17 protein-coding genes and 1 pseudogene are annotated in these 21666 nt (G+C 55.8%); 16 read left to right on the top strand and 2 right to left on the bottom strand.

The window, feature by feature from the left end; genetic code table 11:
• Window positions 1–94 precede the first annotated feature (94 nt).
• Together B0B13_RS00420 and B0B13_RS18785 are read right to left on the bottom strand one after the other, a co-directional pair.
• Window positions 95–1305, bottom strand: a protein-coding gene (locus B0B13_RS00420) for an IS3 family transposase (RefSeq protein ID WP_139337248.1) whose coding sequence is annotated in 2 segments (ribosomal slippage) — window positions 95–981 and window positions 981–1305 — 1212 coding nt in all. Because the reading frame shifts where the segments join, the coding sequence is not laid out codon by codon here.
• A gap of 301 nt (window positions 1306–1606) precedes the next feature.
• Window positions 1607–1968, bottom strand: a pseudogene (locus B0B13_RS18785) (IS3 family transposase); the annotation flags it as partial.
• A 355-nt stretch (window positions 1969–2323) separates the two neighbouring features.
• Here B0B13_RS18785 and B0B13_RS00400 point away from each other — a divergent pair.
• From B0B13_RS00400 to B0B13_RS18780, 16 genes are all read left to right on the top strand, one after another.
• Complete coding sequence (locus B0B13_RS00400; RefSeq protein ID WP_076793754.1) at window positions 2324–2746, top strand: transposase; 423 nt, start codon at window positions 2324–2326, stop codon at window positions 2744–2746.
• Window positions 2747–2914: 168 nt separating this feature from the next.
• Window positions 2915–3364: a phage tail protein gene (locus B0B13_RS00395; RefSeq protein ID WP_076793752.1), complete on the top strand. Its 450-nt coding sequence runs from the start codon at window positions 2915–2917 to the stop codon at window positions 3362–3364.
• A gap of 78 nt (window positions 3365–3442) precedes the next feature.
• Window positions 3443–4627 carry a phage tail sheath family protein gene (locus B0B13_RS00390; protein WP_076793932.1) on the top strand — a complete coding sequence of 395 codons (1185 nt, stop codon included), beginning with the start codon at window positions 3443–3445 and terminating at the stop codon, window positions 4625–4627.
• Between the two features lie 78 nt (window positions 4628–4705).
• Window positions 4706–6181: a phage tail sheath family protein gene (locus tag B0B13_RS00385; RefSeq protein WP_076793750.1), complete on the top strand. Its 1476-nt coding sequence runs from the start codon at window positions 4706–4708 to the stop codon at window positions 6179–6181.
• A 75-nt stretch (window positions 6182–6256) separates the two neighbouring features.
• Entirely contained in the window at window positions 6257–7540 is a 1284-nt protein-coding gene (locus B0B13_RS00380) for a phage tail sheath C-terminal domain-containing protein (protein ID WP_076793748.1), read from the top strand.
• A 1-nt stretch (window position 7541) separates the two neighbouring features.
• Window positions 7542–8006: a phage tail protein gene (locus B0B13_RS00375; protein WP_076793747.1), complete on the top strand. Its 465-nt coding sequence runs from the start codon at window positions 7542–7544 to the stop codon at window positions 8004–8006.
• Window positions 8003–8188: a DUF5908 family protein gene (locus B0B13_RS00370; RefSeq protein WP_076793745.1), complete on the top strand. Its 186-nt coding sequence runs from the start codon at window positions 8003–8005 to the stop codon at window positions 8186–8188. The genes B0B13_RS00375 and B0B13_RS00370 overlap by 4 nt, the downstream gene beginning before the upstream one ends.
• Window positions 8185–9081, top strand: coding sequence for a CIS tube protein (locus B0B13_RS00365; RefSeq protein WP_076793744.1), 897 nt, complete (start codon window positions 8185–8187; stop codon window positions 9079–9081). Before B0B13_RS00370 ends, B0B13_RS00365 begins: the two co-directional genes overlap by 4 nt.
• Window positions 9078–10754 carry a phage baseplate assembly protein V gene (locus tag B0B13_RS00360; RefSeq protein WP_076793742.1) on the top strand — a complete coding sequence of 559 codons (1677 nt, stop codon included), beginning with the start codon at window positions 9078–9080 and terminating at the stop codon, window positions 10752–10754. Before B0B13_RS00365 ends, B0B13_RS00360 begins: the two co-directional genes overlap by 4 nt.
• A gap of 61 nt (window positions 10755–10815) precedes the next feature.
• Window positions 10816–11229: a GPW/gp25 family protein gene (locus B0B13_RS00355; protein WP_076793740.1), complete on the top strand. Its 414-nt coding sequence runs from the start codon at window positions 10816–10818 to the stop codon at window positions 11227–11229.
• The gene (locus B0B13_RS00350) at window positions 11226–11639 is read left to right on the top strand and encodes a contractile injection system spike tip protein (RefSeq protein ID WP_076793739.1); all 414 of its coding nucleotides are present in this window, start codon (window positions 11226–11228) and stop codon (window positions 11637–11639) included. Before B0B13_RS00355 ends, B0B13_RS00350 begins: the two co-directional genes overlap by 4 nt.
• 33 nt (window positions 11640–11672) lie before the next feature.
• Entirely contained in the window at window positions 11673–14369 is a 2697-nt protein-coding gene (locus tag B0B13_RS00345) for a baseplate J/gp47 family protein (RefSeq protein ID WP_076793737.1), read from the top strand.
• Window positions 14370–14455: 86 nt separating this feature from the next.
• The gene (locus B0B13_RS00340) at window positions 14456–17407 is read left to right on the top strand and encodes a baseplate wedge protein (protein WP_139337247.1); all 2952 of its coding nucleotides are present in this window, start codon (window positions 14456–14458) and stop codon (window positions 17405–17407) included.
• Between the two features lie 66 nt (window positions 17408–17473).
• On the top strand, window positions 17474–17899 hold the full coding sequence (locus B0B13_RS00335; protein WP_076793734.1) for a hypothetical protein: 426 nt from the start codon (window positions 17474–17476) through the stop codon (window positions 17897–17899).
• A 64-nt stretch (window positions 17900–17963) separates the two neighbouring features.
• Entirely contained in the window at window positions 17964–19922 is a 1959-nt protein-coding gene (locus B0B13_RS00330) for a hypothetical protein (RefSeq protein ID WP_139337246.1), read from the top strand.
• Between the two features lie 13 nt (window positions 19923–19935).
• Window positions 19936–21573, top strand: coding sequence for a contractile injection system tape measure protein (locus tag B0B13_RS18780; protein ID WP_076793731.1), 1638 nt, complete (start codon window positions 19936–19938; stop codon window positions 21571–21573).
• The last annotated feature ends 93 nt before the right edge of the window (window positions 21574–21666 follow it).

The raw sequence follows: 21666 nt of genomic DNA, 5'->3' as shown, positions 1-21666 counted from the left end.
CAGCCGAAGACTTTCATGATTACGCTTGGCAGCATCGACTATCGACTTACGGTGCAGTGCCGTTGGAGTTGACCCCGTAGTCCCGGACACGACCTCACACTACGGTTGATGAATCCACGGCGCGTCGAAACTCGCGCGCTGAGCGATATTTCAGCGCGCTATGGGGATGCTTCTCGTTGTAATGCTCAAAGGCCATGGCGAGATTGAGCACGGTCGTCGCCGCATCCGATTTTGGCATAAAGGCTACGTAATCGCGCTTCATCGTCTTCACGAAGCTCTCAGCCATGCCGTTACTCTGTGGACTGCACACCGGCGTCGTCTGCGGCTTCAGACCGATTTCGGTTGCGAAGCGGCGCGTTTCGTCGGCCGTATAACCGGAGCCGTTATCGCTCAGCCACTCGATTTCCGAGGGTGCTTGTAGCGCATTGTCAAAGCGGTTTTCGACGGCCGCCAGCATCACATCACGCACCGCGTCGCCACTATAGCCAGCCGTCGTCGCCACCCAGCTTATCGCTTCGCGGTCGCAGCAATCCAGCGCGAACGTTACGCGCAGCACCTGGCCATTGTCGCAACGGAACTCAAAGCCGTCCGAACACCAGCGTTGGTTGCTGCGTTCGACTGCGACCTTGCCATCGTGGCGACGTTGCGCTCGAGGTAACTGCGGCCTTCGTTGCATCAGCAATGCGTGCGTACGCATGACTCGGTACACACGCTTGGCGTTGACCGGTGCCAGGCCGGCGCCACAGCGTTCACGCCGCAGGACGCCCCAGACGCGCCGGTAGCCATAGCTGGGCAACTCGGCTACCACCAGCCGGATTTTCTCGACCAAAGCACCATCGTCCATCCGTCGCCACCGGCGTCCATCCCGCCACTGTGCCGGACGAGACAGTTTCGTCACCACATTGAAGCGCGCCACGCCGAGAACTTCGCAGACCTGCTTCACTGGTCGTCCTCCGGCAGCCAGGGCGAGCGCGCAATCCACTTTTTTGCTCGCCCGTATTCAACTGCCTCGCGCACAATCTCGTTCTCCATGGTCTTCTTGCCCAGCAGTCGTTGCAGTTCCCGAACCTGCTTGAGTGCGTCGGCCAGTTCCGACGCCGGTATAACCTCCTCACCAGCCTTGACCGCCGACAGGCTCCCGTCCTGATACAGTTTGCGCCAGTGAAATAGCTGGTTCGGATTCACGCCGTGTTGGCGCGCGACCATCGAGACCGATTTCCCTGGCTCGAAACTCTCCCGCACCATTGTCAGCTTCTGCTGTGCCGACCAGCGTCGCCGCCGCTCAGGGCCCCTCAACACTTCCATCACTTCCTGCCTGGTGTTAGTCACGAACACAGTCTTATGCCTACCCGCTAGTTTAAGTGGCTGACCGTGTCCGGTGATTCACGGGGCTGCTCCAGCCGTGAAGCGCTTGGTGCTGGCCGGGCATTGGACATCGCGGATTTTGGTGGCCCAATCGTGAGCGCTATTCCGCTCGTGACGGGCGTCGATCTGCTTGCGTAGCACCGCTATCTCGGCTTTGGCAGTGGCTTGTGAGTGCAAGGCGCAAGAACCCTGATGACGTTCCGACACTCGAGGATCTGAGCGTCGGAAGTAAGCTATGCATGTGGTTGTCTCGCCAGCTTTCCCGACGCAGCATCACATGCATCCGGCGATAACCAGAGTGCACGCGTGTTTGCGTGATTCTGCTTGATGCACAGCATAATCGCGTTCGAATCTCGCGCGACTGATAGCTGTACACCGAACGCGACAGCTTTAGTACTTTACAGGCTTGGCGCTGACCTGCGCCAAAGCGTTGCATCCGATCCGTGGTGAGTTCATACAGCCGGGAAGGCGTCAGAGCGTCTTTGACAGCACATCCTGCAGCACGGCTTTGCCCAGCGACAAGTCTGCCACCTGCCGGTTAAGCTTTGCGTTTTCTTCTCCAAGTTGCTTCAGGCGACGCAGCTTCGGCGGGCCCAGGCCCCCATTGATTTTGCAGAAGCCGTGGCTTTTTTACGCACCAGTTCTTACCTTTCTGCTCAATCGTGCGTCCGCCACGCTATCAGCAGTATGAAGCTGGTCAACGGTAAAACGACTTATTTACAACGAGTATCACTGAATATTTTAGTAGACTGTTCAGTCCGTATTGGAATTATTGGCCTAGGCCAGTGTCGTACCAATCTTATATTCTGTAATTTTCATAAGTTAATTAAAAATTCCATTTTTTGTACTTGACGCAATGTCAAGTACTAACTTTAATTAAACGAAATAGGGAAGAACTTTAAAGATGGTCCCTTGAAGCCTTTCCTTGCTTATTGAAAAAATTTCTGGGAACAGCGAGATGAGAAAACGAAAGTGGTCCGCCCGGCAGCGCAGGGCCGTGCTCAACGCGTGGGACGCGGGACGCACGGTTTTAGAGTTGTGTAAGAAGCACGACATCAGCCGAGCGACTTTGTACTTATGGAAGGAAATTTATACCGGTATGTCGGCCGAGGCAATCGAGCGATGGGACAAGCTTGCACGCGAGCGCGCAGTATTTCAGCATCAGCTAAAGTGTGCGAAAGCGGACCGGGCACTATTGCAGGCTGTGCTGCAGACTCTTGAGCTGACGGTGGAGCAAAAATGTAGGCTGGTACGGTGGTCTCGTGCACAGCATCTAAGTAGTGCTACAAGAACATGCGTGCTGCTGCGACTGTCGCGCTCGAAATTGAAGCTTGACGCAATGAACGAAGCGCAGTTTTCGCACGAGAAGAAACAACAATAGTGAAGCTGCCACGCGCTGAAGCGCTACATGTCTTAAAACTTCCCGATTTGGATTGCGTTTCACCACTGCCTACGATACCAGATGTGAGCCGCCGAAAGTAACACCCGACAAGGTTAGGAACTTGAACTGGGTTAGTTGCGGCGAAAATTTGACGGTGTAGGAGGCCGAATGGCGAGCACAGCAGCGGGGATAGCGACGACGTATCCGATCCCGACCTATCGTTTCAAGGTGGTGGTCGGTAGCGAAGAAATGGCGTGCAGTGCGGTGTCGGGGTTAGAACTGGGCGTCGAGACGATCGAGTACAAGGATGGTACCGGTGCGGTCCGACGTATGCCGGGCCAGCGCCAAGCGCTGCATATCACGCTACGGCGCGGAGTGGTGAAAGGTAAAAGCCAACTTTACGATTGGATCAACTCGATTTCGCTGAACCAAGTGGAGAAAAAGGACATGTCCATCAGTTTGACCAGCGAAGCGGGTGATGCGCTATTGGTGACGTGGAATGTCACCGACGCGTTTCCAACAAAGCTTTCGGCGCCACACTTTGATGCGAGTAGCAACGAGGTGGCAATCGAAGAGGTCTCATTGACCGCAGACCGTTTGACAGTCGAATTTCATTAATTGTCGGCACTTGTGGGCGCTGGGAAAGCGGATGCCACATTATGCGACGTACGACCACACATACTTGAGGACAAGGAGATGACGGACCTCAACTATCCAGGCGTTTATATCGAAGAAGATGCTAGCCTCGCGCTGTCGATCGCAGCGGTCTCAACCGCAGTGCCAGTGTTTGCGCACAATAAAGCGCTGATTAAGAAAAAAAAGGCCGTGCGGATCGATTCCTGGCTCGAGTTTATAAAGCTGATTTCTACTCCTGAAGCGCCCGAACCCGGGGATCCGAAGCCCGAGGATCCGAAACCTGAGGGTCCAAAACCTGCGGATTCGAAACCTGAAGATTCAAAATCTGAAGATCCGACATCAGATTTATTATACGTTTCACTTAAAACATATTTTGAAAATGGCGGAGGCTATGCGTACGTATGCCCGACCGATCAATTGACTACGCAAGTGCCGGGCTTGGACGATGTCACGTTGATTGTTGCGGCAGGCCAATGGGATGATACGGGAAAAAGTTTGCAGACGTCCGTAACGCAATTATGCAAGGATGGTAAAGGGCTGTTTGCGCTGCTGGATGGGCCTGTAGGACTCAATACACCGAAAGCAGATATGGCGGACTATCCGTCCCTGTCCTGTGCGGCGGTCTATGGGCCATGGTTGACCGCGAACTGGTTGTCGAAGGATGCAAAAGGCATCCCGCCCAGCGCAGCCGTAGCCGGTGCAGTATGCACCACAGATCGAGAACGCGGCGTGTGGAAGGCGCCAGCTAATATTGGGCTTAAAGGCGGCGTGAAGCCTAAGGAGCGTGTGTCGGACACGGTGCAAGGCGATTATAACAAATACGCTAAGCCGCTTAATTTGATCCGAGCATTTCAAGGTACCGATCCGCTCATTTGGGGCGCCCGCACACTGGCAACCGACACTGACCGTTGGCAATATGTGCCAGTACGGCGGCTGTTTAACGCAGTAGAAAAAGATATTGGCCGCGCGATGCACACCGTAATGTTTGAGCCAAACAGCCAACCCACTTGGGAAAAAGTGCGCGCGGCCATTGATAACTATCTGCACGCGGTGTGGCGCCAGGGCGGCTTGCAAGGATCGAAGCCCGATGAAGCGTATTTCGTACAAATTGGCTTGGGCCTGACGATGACGCAAGACGAGATTAATAATGGCCAGTTGATTGTAAAGATCGGGCTGGCGCCTGTACGGCCCGCGGAATTTATCATCTTACAAATGACGCAGGATCTGGCCAGTGTGCCGGCGTGAGCCCAGCCGATTGGGACAGGCTGCGTTGAGGCTCTGGCACAAGTGTACTTTGCCCCGCTAAACCAGAAAGGAGTGAACATGCCAGTACAAGTCAGTTACCCAGGCGTGTATGTCGAAGAAGACGCCAGTTTGGCTTTCAGTGTGTCATCGGGAGCAACAGCTATTCCCCTGTTTGTCGGCAACTTTTATGGTTTAGAGGCTGAATTTCCTCCGGCCGATTGTGTGGCAGTGAGCGACTGGTTGGCGTTCGAGCGGCAATTCGTGAGCGGCGGCGTGCGGGAGACGGCCATTACACTGCCTTCTTCGACGCCTCCTTCTTCTCTACGCTCAACAGAATCACAAGGGAGTGACGGAAACGCGAAAGCGCCAAGCTGCATTGTTGAATACCAGCCTAATTGGGCAGCGTATGCGGTGCGCCATTATTTTGATAATGGCGGAGGGCTGTGTTATGTGTTTCCCCTTAATAAGCTAAAAGTCGATTTGAAGGAGGCACCGAAGGATTCGACGGAGGCATCGAAGGATTGGACGGAGGCACTGAAGAAGTCGATTCAAGCATGCCCCGACATCACTTTATTGTGTTATTGCGATCGTGTTGATGAGGCTACTAATCGGGTTGATGAGGCTACTGAAAGTCAACAAGTGTATAGGGCACTCAATACGCTGCTGGACAGGCCGGGGGGCTACTTTTTATTGGCGGATAGCAATGACGGTACGCCGCTAGTGGGTGTGACGTCAGAGCAAACCGCGGTGTATTATCCAGCGCTGGAGACTCGCTATCGTCAAACGGTTCAGGCTGATAACCAAATCGTAATAAAAAATTATTCAGATGAAAAAATTAAAAATTTGGATGATTTGCGCAAGCTAGACAACGCAAAAGCGTTGTGCCAGTCCATCGACAAAGCATTGGTTGACAAGATCCAGCCTGAAAAGCCGGTTGTACTGCGTGCCACCCCCGCAGTCGCCGGCTTGTATACGAAAACTGACCGCACGCGCGGCGTGTGGAAAGCGCCCGCTAATGTTGCAGTGGCTGGCGTCGAGCAACTCGTTGAGGTTAAGCGCGAGGGCACTGATTTAAGCACGACGCCCATCCCCATCAGTGATGAAAAGCAAAGTGAACTGCAGAAGCAAGGTATCAACGCGCTGCGCACATTCCAAGGCAAAGGCACGCTGGTGTGGGGGGCTCGTACGCTCGCCTTCACCAGTAAAAAGTGGTGCTACATCCCAGTGCGACGTTTATTCAATGCGGCCGAGCGCGATATGCAGCAGGCGATGCGCGCGGTGATGTTTGAGCCGAATAGCGAACCGACCTGGCAAAAGGTGCGTGTAGCGCTGGACAATTATTTGCACACGCTATGGCGTCTGGGCGCGTTACAGGGTGCAAAGCCGGAGGAAGCGTATCGCGTGCAGGTGGGCCGGGGCCAGACAATGACCCAAGATGATATCAAACAGGGCAAGCTCATTGTGCAAGTCGGTATGGCTGCTGTACGCCCGGCTGAGTTCATTATTTTACAGCTCATGCAATGGCAAGGTGGTAGTTCAACGGCTGCTCGCTAAGCCAACCAATAAACCCTTAGTGAGTTGACCGTTTATGCCGCTTAGCCTGAAAACTTTACCTAACCGAGAATACCTATGCAGGCTCACTCTGAACTTGGCGTAAGTGTGACGCGCACGCCGATTGGCCCTGCAGCGGTTTCGTTACCGACGGCAGTGCCGTTGTTTGTCGGCTATACCGAGAAGGGCGCGCTTACATCTGTGTGCGAGGTCACGTCGCCAGATGATTTCAAGGCGCAACTGGGCGGCCCCGGGCTGTCGCGTGTGCCGCCGTTTGCCCTTTATGACACGGTATGTCATTACTTTGACCAAGGAGGTGGGCGCTGTTATGTGTTGTCGTTAGGGTGTCCTTCAACGTGCACGAAATCATGTACCTGCAGTTCGGCTGCACCAGTCACGCTGAAAGAAGACTTGAACAAGGTGTCCTGGGCGGCTTGTTGGGCACAAGCGCCTCAAGCCACGTTGCTTGCTGTGCCGGATCTCGTGCTAATGGAAGGTTCATGTGACGATGCATGGGTTGAAGCGTGGGAAGTATTGGTTTCTGCACCGGCGCGTGAAGCCCGTGCGTTTGTTTTGCTGGATGGCCCGGATGACCCCGGGCAAGTAAGGCAATGTCTCGATAAGTTCGCAAAATTGGACCTGGGCGATGCGCTGACTCATGCCGCGCTGTACTGGCCGCGCTTGCGAACGAACCGGTCCAGTTCAACAGGCGACGAGCTAATTGTGCCCAGTTCGGGTGCAGTTGCGGCGGTAATCCAGCGCACGGATCGTGAACGCGGGATTTGGAGTGCGCCGGCCAATGTCGCGCTCGCCCGTGTGGTAGGGCCGACGTGTCACGCCATGCCGATGGCGAGCTTTGATGGGATCACGTTGAATCGGATTCGTAGCTTTGCAGCACGGGGAGTGCGGGTGTGGGGATGCCGCACGCTAGCACCGCCGGTGTCGGCAAACAACGTGCAGTCTCCTTGGCAGTACGTACAACTGCGACGCACGATGAGCTATGTTGAGCAACATCTGAGCGATCTAGCACGCTTTGCGGTGTTTGAGCCGAACAACGCGGTAACGTGGCTCAAGCTAAAAAGCGTAGCGCGCGCATGGCTGCGACGCCTGTGGCTGGCAGGCGGCCTCTTTGGCACGCAGGAAAGCGACGCGTTTTGGCTGAAGATTGGCCTACATGAAAGTATGACGGCCGACGAAGCGAATACGGGTCTCATACGTCTCAATGTTGGGTTAGCCCTACAGTACCCGGCAGAATTTATTGAGCTACAGCTGCAACTTCATACTGGAGAGTCCACCGTCAGCAGCTCGGTACAAGCGGTTCCTCACCGTAGTGCGTTGGACTTGAACTCAAAAAAGGCGTGAGATGAATGACCTTGACTTCTTTACCCCGTCGGTTGCTCATCGATTTATCGCGACCGTTTTTATCAGCGCGGTGCCTAGCCCCATGGATATCGCATTTCAACGGATCTCGGGGCTGTCTCGTGAGCTGCAAGTCACGCAGCATCGGCAAGGCGGGGACAACAAAGGCAATGTGCACCTGCCAGAGCAGCTTACGCACGGCACGCTGGTACTTGAGCGTGGCGTGATGCTGCTTACGCCGCTAACGGCCATCTTCAACAGTGTGCTGGGTGAATTTGACAGCCATTACTTAACGGTCGTTGTCATGTTGCTCAACGATGTAAACCTACCGGTGAGCACGTGGACGGCTACGGATGCAATGCCGCTGAAGTGGGAAACCGGTGATTTAGATGCAACGAGCAATACGGTGCTGATCAATCGGTTTGAACTCGCGTACCACGAACTGCTGTTTATGGGGATCAACGCATGATCGAAATTCAAGAACTTGTCATTGAGGCGCATATTAGTGATGACAAATCGAGCGAGCGTGAGCGGGAACGCGAAGCGCGGCTGATTGATCAGGTCACCCGTGAAGTGATGCGCCAACTCAAGCGCGAGCTGCATGATGAACTTAACGAGGCGATCCGCCTGCATTGGGAGAATCAACGATGAGCGTGCTCGACAGTGTGACCGAAGGCGGCTTGGCGCAACTTAAACTTACCGCGTATCTCGACCGTGAACTTAAGCAGGAGGTGGGTAGCCTCGAAGTGATGTACAACCCTGAGTCCCTCGAGCTGACGTATGAAGCCGAGTACGAAGTGCATGAGGCGCTCAACGACCGGACGCTAGCCAATAGTTTTAAAAGCCTGCGCCCTGGACAGCTGAGCGTGCCGCTGCTATTTGACGGTACGTTACCAGTCAACGATGACGAGGTAGGCAAACAGTTGGGGGCACTGCGTACGTTGTGCGGGGTGGTGGATGGCCGTAGCCACGAAACCCGGTTTTTAAAAGTCACGTGGGGTAAGCTCAGTTGGCACGGCGATGGCTATTTTGCAGGACGCATGACTCGTTTGTCGGTACGCTATACGTTGTTTGACCGCAAAGGCGCGCCACTACGTGCGAGCGCGACGCTGGAGCTGCTGGAAGACAAACAGGCGGGTGCGGCCACTAGTGATGGAAGCGCTCGTCCAATGCGTGGCGCCGGCGGGGGCAGTCGACAAGTGCCTAGCGTGGAGCAGCGCTCACTACGGGTTGCAGGTATGGGGCGTGCCAGCGGTGCCAGCGCTCGGGCACTAAACCTTGGAACAGTCCCCGATGGTCCGCTATCGGTGGTGCATGTGCCTGATCGTAGCACGCTGCCGCTCATAGCCGCGCGCTCGCCGGGGCGTCTGCCGATTGACTATTTGGCGCTTGCATACATAAACAATCTAGATACGCTCTCGGCAATCACTCCCGGCGATACGCTGCTGTGGCCTGACAGCAGCCCGGACACCGTGGCGCCAAACGGCCGTGACGTCAACACCACCGGTTCGATCCCGCCGGCCGGGCGCGGAGCACGCGTATGACGACACTCTGGCAAGCCGAGGATGTTGTAGTGCAATGCGCAGGCCAAATCCTCGACACATTCAAGCCGGTGCGTATCGAAACGCGCCGCGCGGTACAGCAGATTCCGTCGGCGACGGTGGTATTTGAGCCAGTTGCCGACGCGAGCGAGCGCTTGTGGAAAGACTGCGCGAAGGCGGCGAAAGCATGCGCGCCCGGCACTGAGCTAAGCATCCGATTCAAGAACGCGGAGCTTTTTACAGGGCTCGTGACTGAGCAGCGCATGGACTGGCGCGAGCGGCAATTGACGGTGCGAGTGAAGCACCCGTTGCAGGCACTGATGAACACTCAGCGCTCGCAGGTGTTCGAGGACAAGAGCGATGCGGACGTGTTGCAGCAGCTGTTGAAGGCGCACAACGTGAAGGTCGGGCAAGTTACGGGGATGAACGCGACGCTGCCGCAATTGGTGCAGTGGGCATGCTCGGACTGGCAGTGGCTGCGCGCGCGCCTTGGCGCTTATGGGGTGTGGCTGATCCCAAAGCGCGATGGCGTAGACATTGGTCCGCCCAAACTGGGCGGCAAGACCCACACAATTTACGCACACCGTTCATCCGATGACGAAGCGGCGGTGCTCGATCTGCAATGGCAGTTTCGTAACGACACACTGGCTGACAGTCTCAGTGTCGCGTATTGGGATGTTACACAGCAGGTGATGTCCAGCGCATTGAAAGCAGCCAAACCGACGCTGGGTAAGGGCGGCCTAGATCCGGCCGCTCTTAAGCCGCTGAGTCAGCTTGCTTGGCAGTTGACGTATTCGGTACCAATGACCTCGACCGAAGCGCAAGCCCTTGCCGATGCTCGGTACCTGGCGCAACTGGCGGCCGGCGTGCAAGTGCACCTGACGGTCCAAAGTTCGCAGGCATCGCTACAGTACGAATTAGGCGATACGTTGATGCTTAGCGGGTTCGACGCCGCATTCGATGGACAAGGCATGATTAGCGAAGTGGGCCATCAGTGGGTTGCGGGCGCGCTGCATACAACCCTTGCTACTGGTGTGCCCGTTCAGCGTACAGTCGATGCGAGCGTGCTGCCCCGCGCGCCGGGGCTCGCAACGGGCGTGGTGCAGCCGCATCAAGTAGATAAGGGCAATTTGGCGCGGCTGCGAGTCAAGCTGCCGGCACTAGGCGACACGCCATTATGGGCGCGGCTGGGCGCGCCGTACGCGAGCAACGGCGTGGGACTATGCTTGTATCCGGAAGCCGGCGACGAAGTGATCCTCGCGTTTATGGATGAAGATCCGCGCTACCCGGTGATTCTGGGCTCGATGCACAATCCCAAAAATACCGCGCCTTATCCACCCAGTGATGAAAACGCGAAGAAAGGGCTGGTGCTGGGCCAACACGACGCGCAGCAAGGATGGTTATTTGATGTACAGCAAAAGTCGCTAAAGCTGCAAAATGGCAAGGATAGCATCACGATAAAGGACGACACAGGTGTGACACTCAACAGTGAAAAGGATGTTTCGGTCACTGCGCAAAAGGTCGCCCTTAATAGCAAACAATCGATGACGTTCAATAGTGACCAAGGTGCCACAGTGGTGGCGACGCAAACGCAGATTAAAGCAAAACAGCAGTTGGCGTTGCAAGGTGCGGCGGGCGTCACGGTTAAGGGGGCCAAAGTGGATTTAACCCGTTAGCGCTCGCTTGGCCAGCAACAATCGGTCTGCCGTGCAGCGGGCACAGTGAAGGAGGTGAGTGATGGCAAATACATTGACAGGATTGTATGGATCCGGTTGGAAATTTCCAGTTACATTTAATGAGCAAGGGCCGGAGACGGTGGCGGATAAAGAAAACATCGAGCAAAGCCTGGAAATTCTACTGCGCACCCAGCCAGGTGAACGGATTATGCGGCCAGATTATGGGTGCGACTTGCAGCCGGCGGTGTTTCAAAACATTAATGCAGCGCTACTTGCACAGTTGCGCACGGAAATTGTGCAAGCGGTGCTGCGCCACGAGCCGCGCGTGACACTCGACGATCTGGTAATCACGCAGCTTGAGCAGCTGCCGTCCACGCTGCAGGTGCAGCTTGTGTATCACTTACCGGGCACCGATGCGGTTGAGACCGTAGACGTGCGTTTGGACTGGGGGGATGCACTGGGGAGCAAACAATGAGTGACTGGATTGTGGTGGACAATGATCCGGTAATGTTCGAGCCGATGTTTGGCAACCGAGTGGTGACGGTTATAGGCCCGGTGGTAATCCGTGGCACGGGAGGCGCCACAATCGACGGGCGCCGGATCTGCATTGTCGGGGATGAGAAAAAAGTACAGGCGCAAGCTACGTATATCGCGGGTCCATTCGTCGGCGGGCAAGGGAGGGTGATGATTCTGCAGCTGCTGCCCAATCAGCAAGCGCCGCTTTGCACAACAGGTGCGCCAATGATTATTAAGGGGCAACAGTTTAGTGCCCGCTTCATACCGACCGTGCCAGCGACAAACTCGTCGGGCGCACCAGATCCAATGATGCCCAGTATTGGTAAGGGCCGATTTATCACGACGCAGTTATTGGCGAGGGCGCAGTAAACGAGCCATAACGAGCTTCAAATAGGGCAAGCAATGATGACGGATCCGATCGAGCAAGAGCAACATTTTGTGCTAGATGCACGTGACATCGCGTGGCATCTGCGTCGCTGGCAAAGTGAGACGGCTAAATGTCCCTTTAAAGGCGAACTGACTTGGGATAAGGTATGGTTTCCTCAAGGCGTCGAGTCATTGATTCGTGCGCTGCAAGATGGCACAAAACTGGAACCGCACCAAGCATTTTTGATCGCGTTTTTAGAGACGCTTAAAACGCCGCAGGCGCTGCTAAACACGTTTGCTGCACGGCATCGCGACTTGTATTACCGTCAAGCACTCGGGCTCACAGAGCGGCCAGCGCGTCCCGACCGGGTGGCCGTGTCGATGCAGCTTGCGCCGCAATGGCGCGAGCGGCTTGTGGCCGCCGGCACGTTGCTTGATGGCGGTCAGGATCATGAACATACGCCGCAATACTACGCATTGGACCAGGATTTACTAGCCAATGCCGGGCAATTAACCGATTTGCGCTGGTGTCAGCCGGCCCCGAATGTGCCGGGGGCTTCGGCGGGACTTGCACGCGTGGTAATGAGCGAACAGCAGCCGTGGCCCAACGCTGGCGTGCGGCTGTTTGCCACTCAGGACAGCGAGGCCGCGAGTACGAACGCAGAGTATCCGATTGCCACCGGGCGGGTACTCAGTTTGGCCGCGCTGGCGCTTGCCGGAGGGGTACGCACGTTGACGCTGACATTTGACGAGGCGGTCGCAGTGAACCAGCTGCAAGCGTCGGTCAGCGGCCGCGGCAAATGGCTGGCGCTAAATAATATAGATGCGGCAAGCGAGCCGGGTACCACTGCCGTGTTCCAACTGGGCGCTGACGCACCGGCCGTCGAAGCGTCGCCTGGGCTGGACGGCTGGCCGGGCGAGGGGCCGTTTCTAAAGCTGCTGCACATGAGTGCGCAACCGGTACCAGCCATCGAGAAGATCGAGATTGCGGTGTCGCAGCCGGCCGATGTGCGTTTCAGTACCGATGAAGGTTTGGCGAAGCTGACTGAAAAAAATTATCCGTTTGGCCAGTCACCAGTAATCGGCAGTGGTGTGTACCTAGCCGCGCCCGATTGGGGCCGCTGGTGCGGTAAGAAGATCACGATGACGCTTATGCTGGAGTGGCTGGATTTACCTAACGTCTCGTTTGAGAAATGGTATGAAAACTACGGTGTGACGCTCAAAAACGAATCGTTCAAAATTCGGGCGTCGCTCGGACAGCAAACTACAACGGATTACAGTCCAGAACCGCTCGCTATCTTCGATACTAAACAAGGCGAAGCAAATCTAGAGGCGCCACAAGCGAAGCCGCTCGAATGGGAGTTCGATGCGCCGGCGCACGCATTACCCGATAGCTTAGACCCGCGAGACGGACCATATCTACGCCTCGAGTTGGCTGAGCACGATTTTTTGCACCAGGCGTACTGGACACATATGATGAATCCGCCAACTGATGGCACGTCGCAGCAAGTGTGGAATGCACCCTATACACCGCAACTGAAGCGTGCACAGTTGAGCTACCGGACTACCTATTCACTGAGCAAAGCAGACGCCCAGTTCGTGTTGACGCCTTTTGGATATGTGCATGACGATGACGCACAACCGGTGACGGCCCGCACCTTATTCTTAGGTTTTACTGGATTAAAGCCTGGCCAGGACTTAGATCTGTGGTGGCAGCTTAAAAGTCCCCAGGGGCAGGCACTGCACTGGAGTTATTTGAGGCAAGACAACGTGTGGTGCACGCTGGATTCGCAGGTGCGCGACACGACTGAAGGTTTTTCGCAGAGCGGCCTGTGGCATGTGGTATTGCCGCACGATGCGAGCACCACTGCCAGCGCAATGCCTCGCGGCCGTTACTGGTTAGCTTGCCGCTTCGAGGGCATAAATCCATTATTGAGTGATCCGAGTGCGTCGTCGGATATGCCGTTGCTCGTGGGGCTGTGTGTGAACGCAGTCACGGCCACCCGTATAAGTGGTGTGGACCCATTGCGAGTGGCGGGCAGCGTCACGCGCACAGTGCAAGGACTCGACGGTATTCAAGGTGTGATTCAGCGGTGGAATTCAGAAGGTGGCCAAACGCCGGAGACAACATCCGATTTTTATCGACGCGCTGCCAAGCGCTTAAGTCATCGTGATCGCGCGCTGACTTGGCGCGACATTAAGCGCTTGCTGTTGGATCGATTTCCGGCGCTCTATGAGGTGCGCGTGGTGGATACGGTCGCTAAGCAACAATTGGTGGTGGTACCCAAGCCCGGTGAGCAGGACAACGGCGATCCGCTTAAGCCGATGTTGAACACAACGCGGCTCAAGGCGATGCAAGACGATATCCTAGGACGGGCTTCGCCGTGGCTAAATATAGAGCTATGCAATCCGGGGTACCGGGACATACTGGTTGATTACACACTGGTGTTTCGCGATGGACTGAACCCTGAGTATAGCTACGCACAGGTCAAGAAATCGCTGAGCCGTCGCTACATGCCATGGGGAGAAGCGGCTAGCACGCATCCCGTCACATTGGGCGATACGCTCGATTACTACCAATTGTTTGCTGAGTTGCAGCAGCTGCCGTGGGTGACATCTGTCACCGACCTCAAAATTGACGGAGGTGATAAATCGATCGCGGCGGATGGCATAGAGGTGCTGATTCTTAAGTTTCCTGAGCCAGAACGCGCTACGGTGCAGGCACCCGTTTAATCGACGACCTGCCCCGCCGAGGCGCGTGACGCTGCACAAACTTCTTCTACGGTCCCCCGAGTCTAAATATGGATGTCACCGATAGTATGACAACGCCTCCAACCAACTTTGATTTAAGCGATCCAAGCCTACGAGAGACGATTCACTTCGAGACTTTGTGGGCGCGTGCGCGTGCCGCGATCGACAATGCCGCATCCCAATGGACGGACTACGGTGATCACGATCCGGGCATTACGTTATTGCAGGCCGTCACCTACGGGATAGCGGATTTGGCATACCGCCACACGCATCCGCTGGTCGACCTGCTGACCCCACCATCTAACGACGGCCATGTGTTTCCGGATGAGTTTGGCCCAGGTTGTGCACTGGCCTGTTACCCGATCACTGCTGATGACTATCGGCGTATGATCCTTGATTTATATAGCAGTTACAAGAAAAAATTTTACTTTCGCAACGTGCATTGGGTAAAGGAAACGCCGGACGAGTGTTATACATACTGGTATAACTCAGCTATCCGGCAGTTCCAATTTGGTGAACCTCTTGATGACGCAAAGAAACTGCATTTACTGGGAGGCTATCGCGTCTGGTTGGAGCCGCAGCGCGGGATCAATCTTAAAGAGTCGGATCAAAAGAAACTGGCTAAGTTCCTGCGTCGCCACCGCAACTTGTGCGAGCAAGTACGCGCAATCGACTATTTGCAGCCCAAGTCGGTTGTAGTGGTGATCGAGGCAGATTTGGATGATGATTGCCAAGAGCCGGCACGAGTGATGGCCGAGGTGTTCGCGCAGGCGGAGGACTGGCTGCGTCCGGGCCCAACGCGAGCCAGCACGCAGGCGTTGCGGGAACGAGGAGCGGGGACGGAGGCAATCTATAATGGGCCGCAGCTGGCCAACGGTTGGATCACGTCGTTGCCGCCGGCACGGGATCCGGCGCAGGTCATAAAGCTCGATCTGCGTGGGCTGCCGCAGCGCTTATTGGCCATCGATGGACTAACACGGATTCGTGTATTGAGCTGGGATGATGCGCCAGATAGGGCGAAGACCACCAATCCATGGATCCGCGAGGTCGAAGCCGGACATTACCCGCTCATCTACGGCGAATCGCCTGATGAGATGCTGAGCAGTACTACATCGCCGGTAAAACTTTATAAACGCGGCCAGCGGTTGACGCCGTTGGCGCAAGACATCGCCGCGCACATGCCGAGCGAGCCGCGCTATGCTGAAAAGCTGCAAGGTAAAGTGGTTGGTCAGCCTCGCAAGCTCGATGAAGCGATTAACATTGCGTCGTTGTTGCCGCCATGTTACGGTCTGCAAGACGAGGTGGACGAGGACTGCAATCCCAAGCATGTCAATCTCGACAAGCAACAGGTGCGACTGTGCAGGTTTTTAAAACCGTTTGAGCAATGGCTGACTGATGGCGCAAGGCAGCTTGGCGCGTTGCCAACGACGCTAGGTTTTGTGCGCAAACAGCAAACCGACGAAGCTGATTATTTCCGGAGTGAAGAGCGCGAGCTTGCAATTATTGATTACCTGATGGGGTACTTTGGCAGCGCACGTGCGCCGCGCGTGTTCGCCGGAGACGATTTTATACCGACTCAGCAACGCGCGCTCTCTGAATGGGCGCAGTTGGGCTATCAACGGGCCCATGTTCAAGTCGATCAGGTTTCGGCGCTGGTCAAGCGCATTGGCGCGCGCCTGGGCATAGGCGCGGCGTTGTTTGATGCAAAACCTGATTTGTCTAAACTGCCGATTTATCTTATTGAATATCGTGCGTTGCTGCCAGAGATATCTAATCCTAAATTTACTGCTGCCAAACCCACCGCGGCGAGCGCTACTGATAAGACGCTCGAGTTGGTCTTCAAAGACACCGAGAAGGACCATCTTCCACGCGCCGGGCAAATGGTCCTCATCGACGTGGGTGGCGACAAGCCATTTAAGATTAAATGGGCGCTTGTCACGCAGACCAATCTGGATGCGCGTAGCCTGACACTGGATCTGGAGCGAAACAGCGTTTTGCAGCAAAAAGTGCAGCGCATTGAAGAGAACATTGACACCGTGCGATGCAGCGGTTGCCAGATTTGGCTGCATGGTATGGACTATAAGCTGCAGTATGCAGCCGATCAAAGCGCGTTGCAGCCTAGCGAAAAACGCCTGTGGATGGAATTGAGCGTTAATTCATTTAAAGAGGGCGAAAAACTAAGCTTTGCGCCTAGGAGCCAGAGTCAGCAAATTGGGCTGCGTGAGTTGGTGTGGACCGGGGAAGTGAAATCGGTGGATGTGGCCAATGGGTTTCTGGTGGTAGATGGCGGCGGTCATCTATGGCCGGACGATCAAGACACTCACTCGACGCGTTGGTATCGGACGCATGAGAGGAATCCAGAGCATGAGAGGGACCCAGAGCATGAGAAAGATCCAGAGCTTGACTTGTTCTCTTTCAAAGTGGGGGTGGTGCTCAATCGCACGCGGTGGCTCAGTCCAGAGGCCATTGCAGTTGATCGGCCCAATGACGTGATTCGCTGGGTCGAGCAGATTGTGTACGAAGAAATGCCTGCGCATGTGAACTCGCAGATTCACTGGCTCGATCAGTCGACATTTGTCAACTTTGGGAACGACTATGCGGTCTGGCAAGCGCAAGCGAGTGACGTGCCATTGGGTGATAAGACCTATGCGTTGCTCGAGATGTTGGCGCTAGGACGGTTGCCGGACACCGAAAGTATCGGGATTGGTGTCTCTCACGTAATTACTGCAGCCGAGTTGCAGGACCCCGCATTGGTGGATGCGGCTAACCATCAGTGGACCACTGAGGAGATGGTGCGCAGCGCCGAGGTACTGTACGTGCCGCGCCCAACGGATGGCGTGGACGTGCTGCATGTGGCCACCGACGACGATATGGCCAATCTCGATCTTATCGATCCAGCCACGCAAGCCTGGCACGAGTTGGCCAGCGTCAAAGCCGCACAAATCGTTTATGTGCCGCGGTTGAACTCATCAAACCAGCCGCGCCGGCCCGATTCGCCGCCCTCCAATATAGGTTCGTGACGATTTATGCAACGGTGCACGCTTATTCACCTTTAGTCACCTTATTACACTGTGGAGAGATATCTCATGCGCGCAAACAACATTGCTCGGCCGCTGGTCCAGCCTACGCAAAGTGTCAAAGCGTTGAAGGAACGTTTCAGCGCTGGCAAGGTGCCGGCCCAGCAGGACTACTACGATCTAATCACGTTGGCGTCAACCGCCTATGCGCTTGTGGGCGGTGACGGCTCCAAGCCGGGCGCTGGGCTCGCGCTTGACGAACACAATGCGTTGTCGCTGCAGCTTAGTACGGCTGAGGGCGAAGGCGGATTGACGCTTGAGCCCAGCGGCGTGGGCGTGGCACTGGATCCTGCTGGCGGCCTACGACTTAATGAAGGCCAGCTCGGCATTGAGCCAACGCATCTGCTGTCGGTTGAGTCCTTCAGTAGTTTAAGCCAGGATGAGCTGCGGCAGATCTACTGGTTGCTGGCTAAGGCCGGTTTACGCCATAGTTGACCAACTGCTTTTTCAAGTATGCCATCTGTGCGGGCGGCAATTAGCTTGATCACAGGAGTCTCTGATGCCTCACTTTTCTGATCGTCATACGCAACACACATCCGTCGTGCCCCAGCCGAGCCAACCTCTAGAGACGCTAGCCAAGCACTTCAGCGCTGGCCACATCCCGAGTCAGCAGGATTTCCACGACGTGATCGATATGGCCGCGGCCACCTATACGCTCATCGACTCGGGCCGTGGCCCCGGTGATGGACTTGAGCTCGATGATCACAATACTTTGCGCGTTCAAACAGGGGAGGGCGTGCGGGTCAGCGAAAACGGCGTTAGCTTGGCGGTGGAGCCAAACGGTGCCCTGCAGTTTAACGAAGCGCGGCAACTGACGCTGGATCGGCATAAGGTCCTATCAGTCGAAGCAGTAAAAGCGTTACCGGAGGCAGATCGAGCGGCGATCTGGCAGGAGCTTAAGTCGGCCACCCCGCCGGCGAACGGCGGCGTGCGCGCATCCGCCGCGTCGCTGGCGCCGCTGTCTAGGCGCACGGCCATTGCGTCGGCAATCGCGCGTAAGTTGCCGCAGTCCGAGCAGGCACTTAACGTCCTCCAATCGCACTTCGCGTCTGGACACATTCCCACTGAAGATGACTTTCACGACTTGATCACACTGGCGTCAGCCAGCTACCTGTTGGCGGGCAGCGATAACGGCGTTGGAGCAGGCCTCATGCTAGACGAGACTGGCAGGCTTGCGGTGCAAGCGAGCCCTGGGGCGGGGATACACGCCGATGAGCACGGCGTGCGTCTGGCACTTGAGCAGAACGGCGGACTGCAGTGGGGTACTACACAGCAGTTACAGCTGGACGTAACTCATGTGGTGTCACTCGCGGCGCTCCAGTCACTGCCAAATGAGGCGCGCTATAAGATTTATCAGCTATTAATGGACGCGGTATTGTATGAGAATTTTGGCCGGGAGCAAAGCTGGGCGGCACATACTGTCGGCGACGATGAGGTTTTTTCTCGCCGCACAGTGGCGGCGGTCAGCGCGGATGGCCGCACGATCGCGTATAAGACGACAAACAAGCGCAACGCCCCGGTGGTCCGGGTGTATCGTCGCACGCATTGGTCAGAGACACCAGAGACGACGGTGGACATCGATATTCCCCTGGAGTGGGGAGACGCTCTGCATGGGTTTTACATTGCGGTCAGTGAGAGGGGGCAAATGATCGCAATTTCCCAAACTGATCCTCCATTTTGCTGCGTCTACGAGATCGATGACCATTTGAACGCTACGAAGATGCACGACTTTTATCAGGGACCATTGCTGGTGGTCAGTATCATTGAGGGGTACATCAGATTAATAACTGTCATTCCTAACGGGGACAACTCATCAATCTATGTATTTACATACGATATAGTTGACTGGAAATTATCAACTCCTTTGGAAAAAGATTTTTTTATTTTCGATGCAAAACTCAGTTCAGACCAAAACTTTATTCTGGTAATAAGGATAAGTGACGTTTATGTATACGACATGCGCATCAGGTTCGAGGCGACTATTCCAGCACCCCACAGCAGGATCGGGGCGACTATTCCAGCACCCAATGGTAAATTTCATGGAGATGCTTGTGCAACTTTATCCAAGGATGGGTCGCAAGTGATTGTAGGTACACGCACGAGCGATGGGGTTTCTCATGCGTCCATTTACACACTCAATGCTACCCGCGATACATGGAAATTAACCGATACCCTCGATGGACCAAGTTCGGCGCAGCCTGATAGAGAGAGACGGACAGTGAACGTGTGCACCAACGATCGCGGAGATATTGCGATTGGTCAAAGCACCGATGACGTGCACGAAGTGTACGTGTACTACCGTGGCACCGCGGGCTGGAGCGAAGCTCACAGATTGACGGCAAATACGCCAGCATCGCGTTACGGCGCCCGAGTCGATATGAGCGCGGATGGTTCGGTGCTGCTGGTGATGGCTGAAGATCGGGTGTATGTGTACAGTCGCACGCGATTGATAACGTAAAGCGCTAACCGTCATGCGTGCATCTCCGTTTGTGCAAACAATCCGCTTGCGCCTGCGTACAGATTGTGCCGTGCAGGGTGAACAATTGATGTGTCGTGCGCATGCGCTGTGCCATCAAGTGGTGTTCGACGATATCGGGTCTGTGCTCACACAAGCGGCACCTGTCCGCCTCAATCAGCTGATACTATCGCTCGGGCGGTTGCCCGGCCCCGCGTGGGAAAGCGTATTTTGCGAACGACTGCATGCACAGTTGCTGCAGCAGCTGCAGCTTTTATATCGCAACGATTCAGGATTGGCACTGCAAGGATCGGAAGCTGCCGCGTGCCGCGCAACCGATCAAAAAAGGAGCGGTAATGAGCTGCTTACCGCTCAAGCTCCTTCGCGCCTTGGTTCTACACCGCCCGCTCGTACACCTGCTGTGGCACTGGCTGATCAGTGGCGTTGGGCCACACAATGCCTGATGGCCCCAAAGCTTGCACACTGGACGACCACATTAAGTCCTGCCGCGCGACAGCGGATCGTGCACGCGCTTAGCGACGGGTGTCCCAACAGCACACAGGTTGCTAAGGCAGGCGTTAGTATGGAGGCAGCGAATATGGTGAATGCTGGCGCTCACGCTCCCCCCGATCAAGATGCGCTCCTTCAAGTGCTACCACTCAGTGCGTTGGTGTTTTTTCAGCAGCACCCTGCCTTGCCAGTGTCACCGATTGATAAAGCGGTGACTGTCAGTGAACAGATGGCCAGGTGCTGGCTGGCGCCTCGGTTGGTGATGCCACTGCGCCCAGCGATAGAGCGCTGGCTTAAAAGCATTTGCCCGGCGCCGACCTGGCAGGCTTATATCGCGCACTATATGCTGGTAGTGCCCGAACCAGAACCACCCGTTAGCGCCGGTCGACACGAGGGCACCATGCAAACCATGCAAGCTAGACTCCAGCCGCTGAAAGCCCGTTCCATCAATCCAGCTTTCTCACCGGAGCATGTCGTGCAGCCGCAGACGGATAAATCTAGTCAGCGGGCCAGCCGCCGCATACAAGTGCAGCGTTTGGCTCATACTGCAGACACACCTTTGAAGCAAAGTCGCGATCGCGACACTGCAATTCAGCCAACAGCCATCCCGCGTGCACTCGACGCTTCGGTGCCGTGGCTCATTCCCGATGCAGGGCTCGCCATACTTTGGCCGTTGCTGCCAAACTTGCTGCATCAACTAGGTATCGAGCTACGCCGGGCCGATCAAGTAACATGCTACCAGGCAGTATATAGCTTGAAAACGTTGATTTGGGAAGACGCTGATCTGGCGCCCGAGTCGCCGTTGCTGCAGCTGCTGTGCGCATTGCCGCCCGAGGTGCCGAGTTACGCAGCGCACTCTGACGTGCGGCTCACGCCGGAGCAGCACGCGAAACTGGACGCCTGGCTCGCAAGATTACCCAGTCGCATACCAGGCTGGCAGCGCTTAAGCGTGACCGATATACGCACCTTATTTTTGCAGCGCCCGGGTACGCTCATCTCGACGCCTAGCGCGTGGCAAGTCGAACTGCAACGGGACGCAAGTGACTGGTTGCTGATGCAGCTGCCTTGGCCGATCGAATCAGTCATGTACCCATGGCTCGAGATGCCGTTACGTGTGAATTGGTGCGTTCCGTCTCGGATTTAGGAGAGTAACGTTGCGATGGCCAATGTCAATCCTGTGGCTGATTTGCACCCGTTACACGGGCTTGCCCAGGGCGCCGTTCACTTCATCTTGTGC

The sequence above is a fragment of the Burkholderia sp. b14 genome (genome assembly GCF_900156195.1).
GTDB lineage: Bacteria > Pseudomonadota > Gammaproteobacteria > Burkholderiales > Burkholderiaceae > Mycetohabitans.
The sequence above is the reverse complement of the archived record's forward strand: the minus strand, read 5'-3'. Positions and strand labels throughout refer to the sequence as shown.

Coding starts and splice junctions, on each gene's coding strand:
- B0B13_RS00390 (WP_076793932.1), top strand. CDS start 3,443: ATGACGGACCTCAACTATCCAGGCGTTTATATCGAAGAAGATGCTAGC.
- B0B13_RS00395 (WP_076793752.1), top strand. CDS start 2,915: ATGGCGAGCACAGCAGCGGGGATAGCGACGACGTATCCGATCCCGACC.
- B0B13_RS00335 (WP_076793734.1), top strand. CDS start 17,474: ATGCGCGCAAACAACATTGCTCGGCCGCTGGTCCAGCCTACGCAAAGT.
- B0B13_RS00400 (WP_076793754.1), top strand. CDS start 2,324: ATGAGAAAACGAAAGTGGTCCGCCCGGCAGCGCAGGGCCGTGCTCAAC.
- B0B13_RS00340 (WP_139337247.1), top strand. CDS start 14,456: ATGACAACGCCTCCAACCAACTTTGATTTAAGCGATCCAAGCCTACGA.
- B0B13_RS00365 (WP_076793744.1), top strand. CDS start 8,185: ATGAGCGTGCTCGACAGTGTGACCGAAGGCGGCTTGGCGCAACTTAAA.
- B0B13_RS00370 (WP_076793745.1), top strand. CDS start 8,003: ATGATCGAAATTCAAGAACTTGTCATTGAGGCGCATATTAGTGATGAC.
- B0B13_RS00385 (WP_076793750.1), top strand. CDS start 4,706: ATGCCAGTACAAGTCAGTTACCCAGGCGTGTATGTCGAAGAAGACGCC.
- B0B13_RS00355 (WP_076793740.1), top strand. CDS start 10,816: ATGGCAAATACATTGACAGGATTGTATGGATCCGGTTGGAAATTTCCA.
- B0B13_RS00330 (WP_139337246.1), top strand. CDS start 17,964: ATGCCTCACTTTTCTGATCGTCATACGCAACACACATCCGTCGTGCCC.
- B0B13_RS18780 (WP_076793731.1), top strand. CDS start 19,936: ATGCGTGCATCTCCGTTTGTGCAAACAATCCGCTTGCGCCTGCGTACA.
- B0B13_RS00345 (WP_076793737.1), top strand. CDS start 11,673: ATGATGACGGATCCGATCGAGCAAGAGCAACATTTTGTGCTAGATGCA.
- B0B13_RS00350 (WP_076793739.1), top strand. CDS start 11,226: ATGAGTGACTGGATTGTGGTGGACAATGATCCGGTAATGTTCGAGCCG.
- B0B13_RS00380 (WP_076793748.1), top strand. CDS start 6,257: ATGCAGGCTCACTCTGAACTTGGCGTAAGTGTGACGCGCACGCCGATT.
- B0B13_RS00360 (WP_076793742.1), top strand. CDS start 9,078: ATGACGACACTCTGGCAAGCCGAGGATGTTGTAGTGCAATGCGCAGGC.
- B0B13_RS00375 (WP_076793747.1), top strand. CDS start 7,542: ATGAATGACCTTGACTTCTTTACCCCGTCGGTTGCTCATCGATTTATC.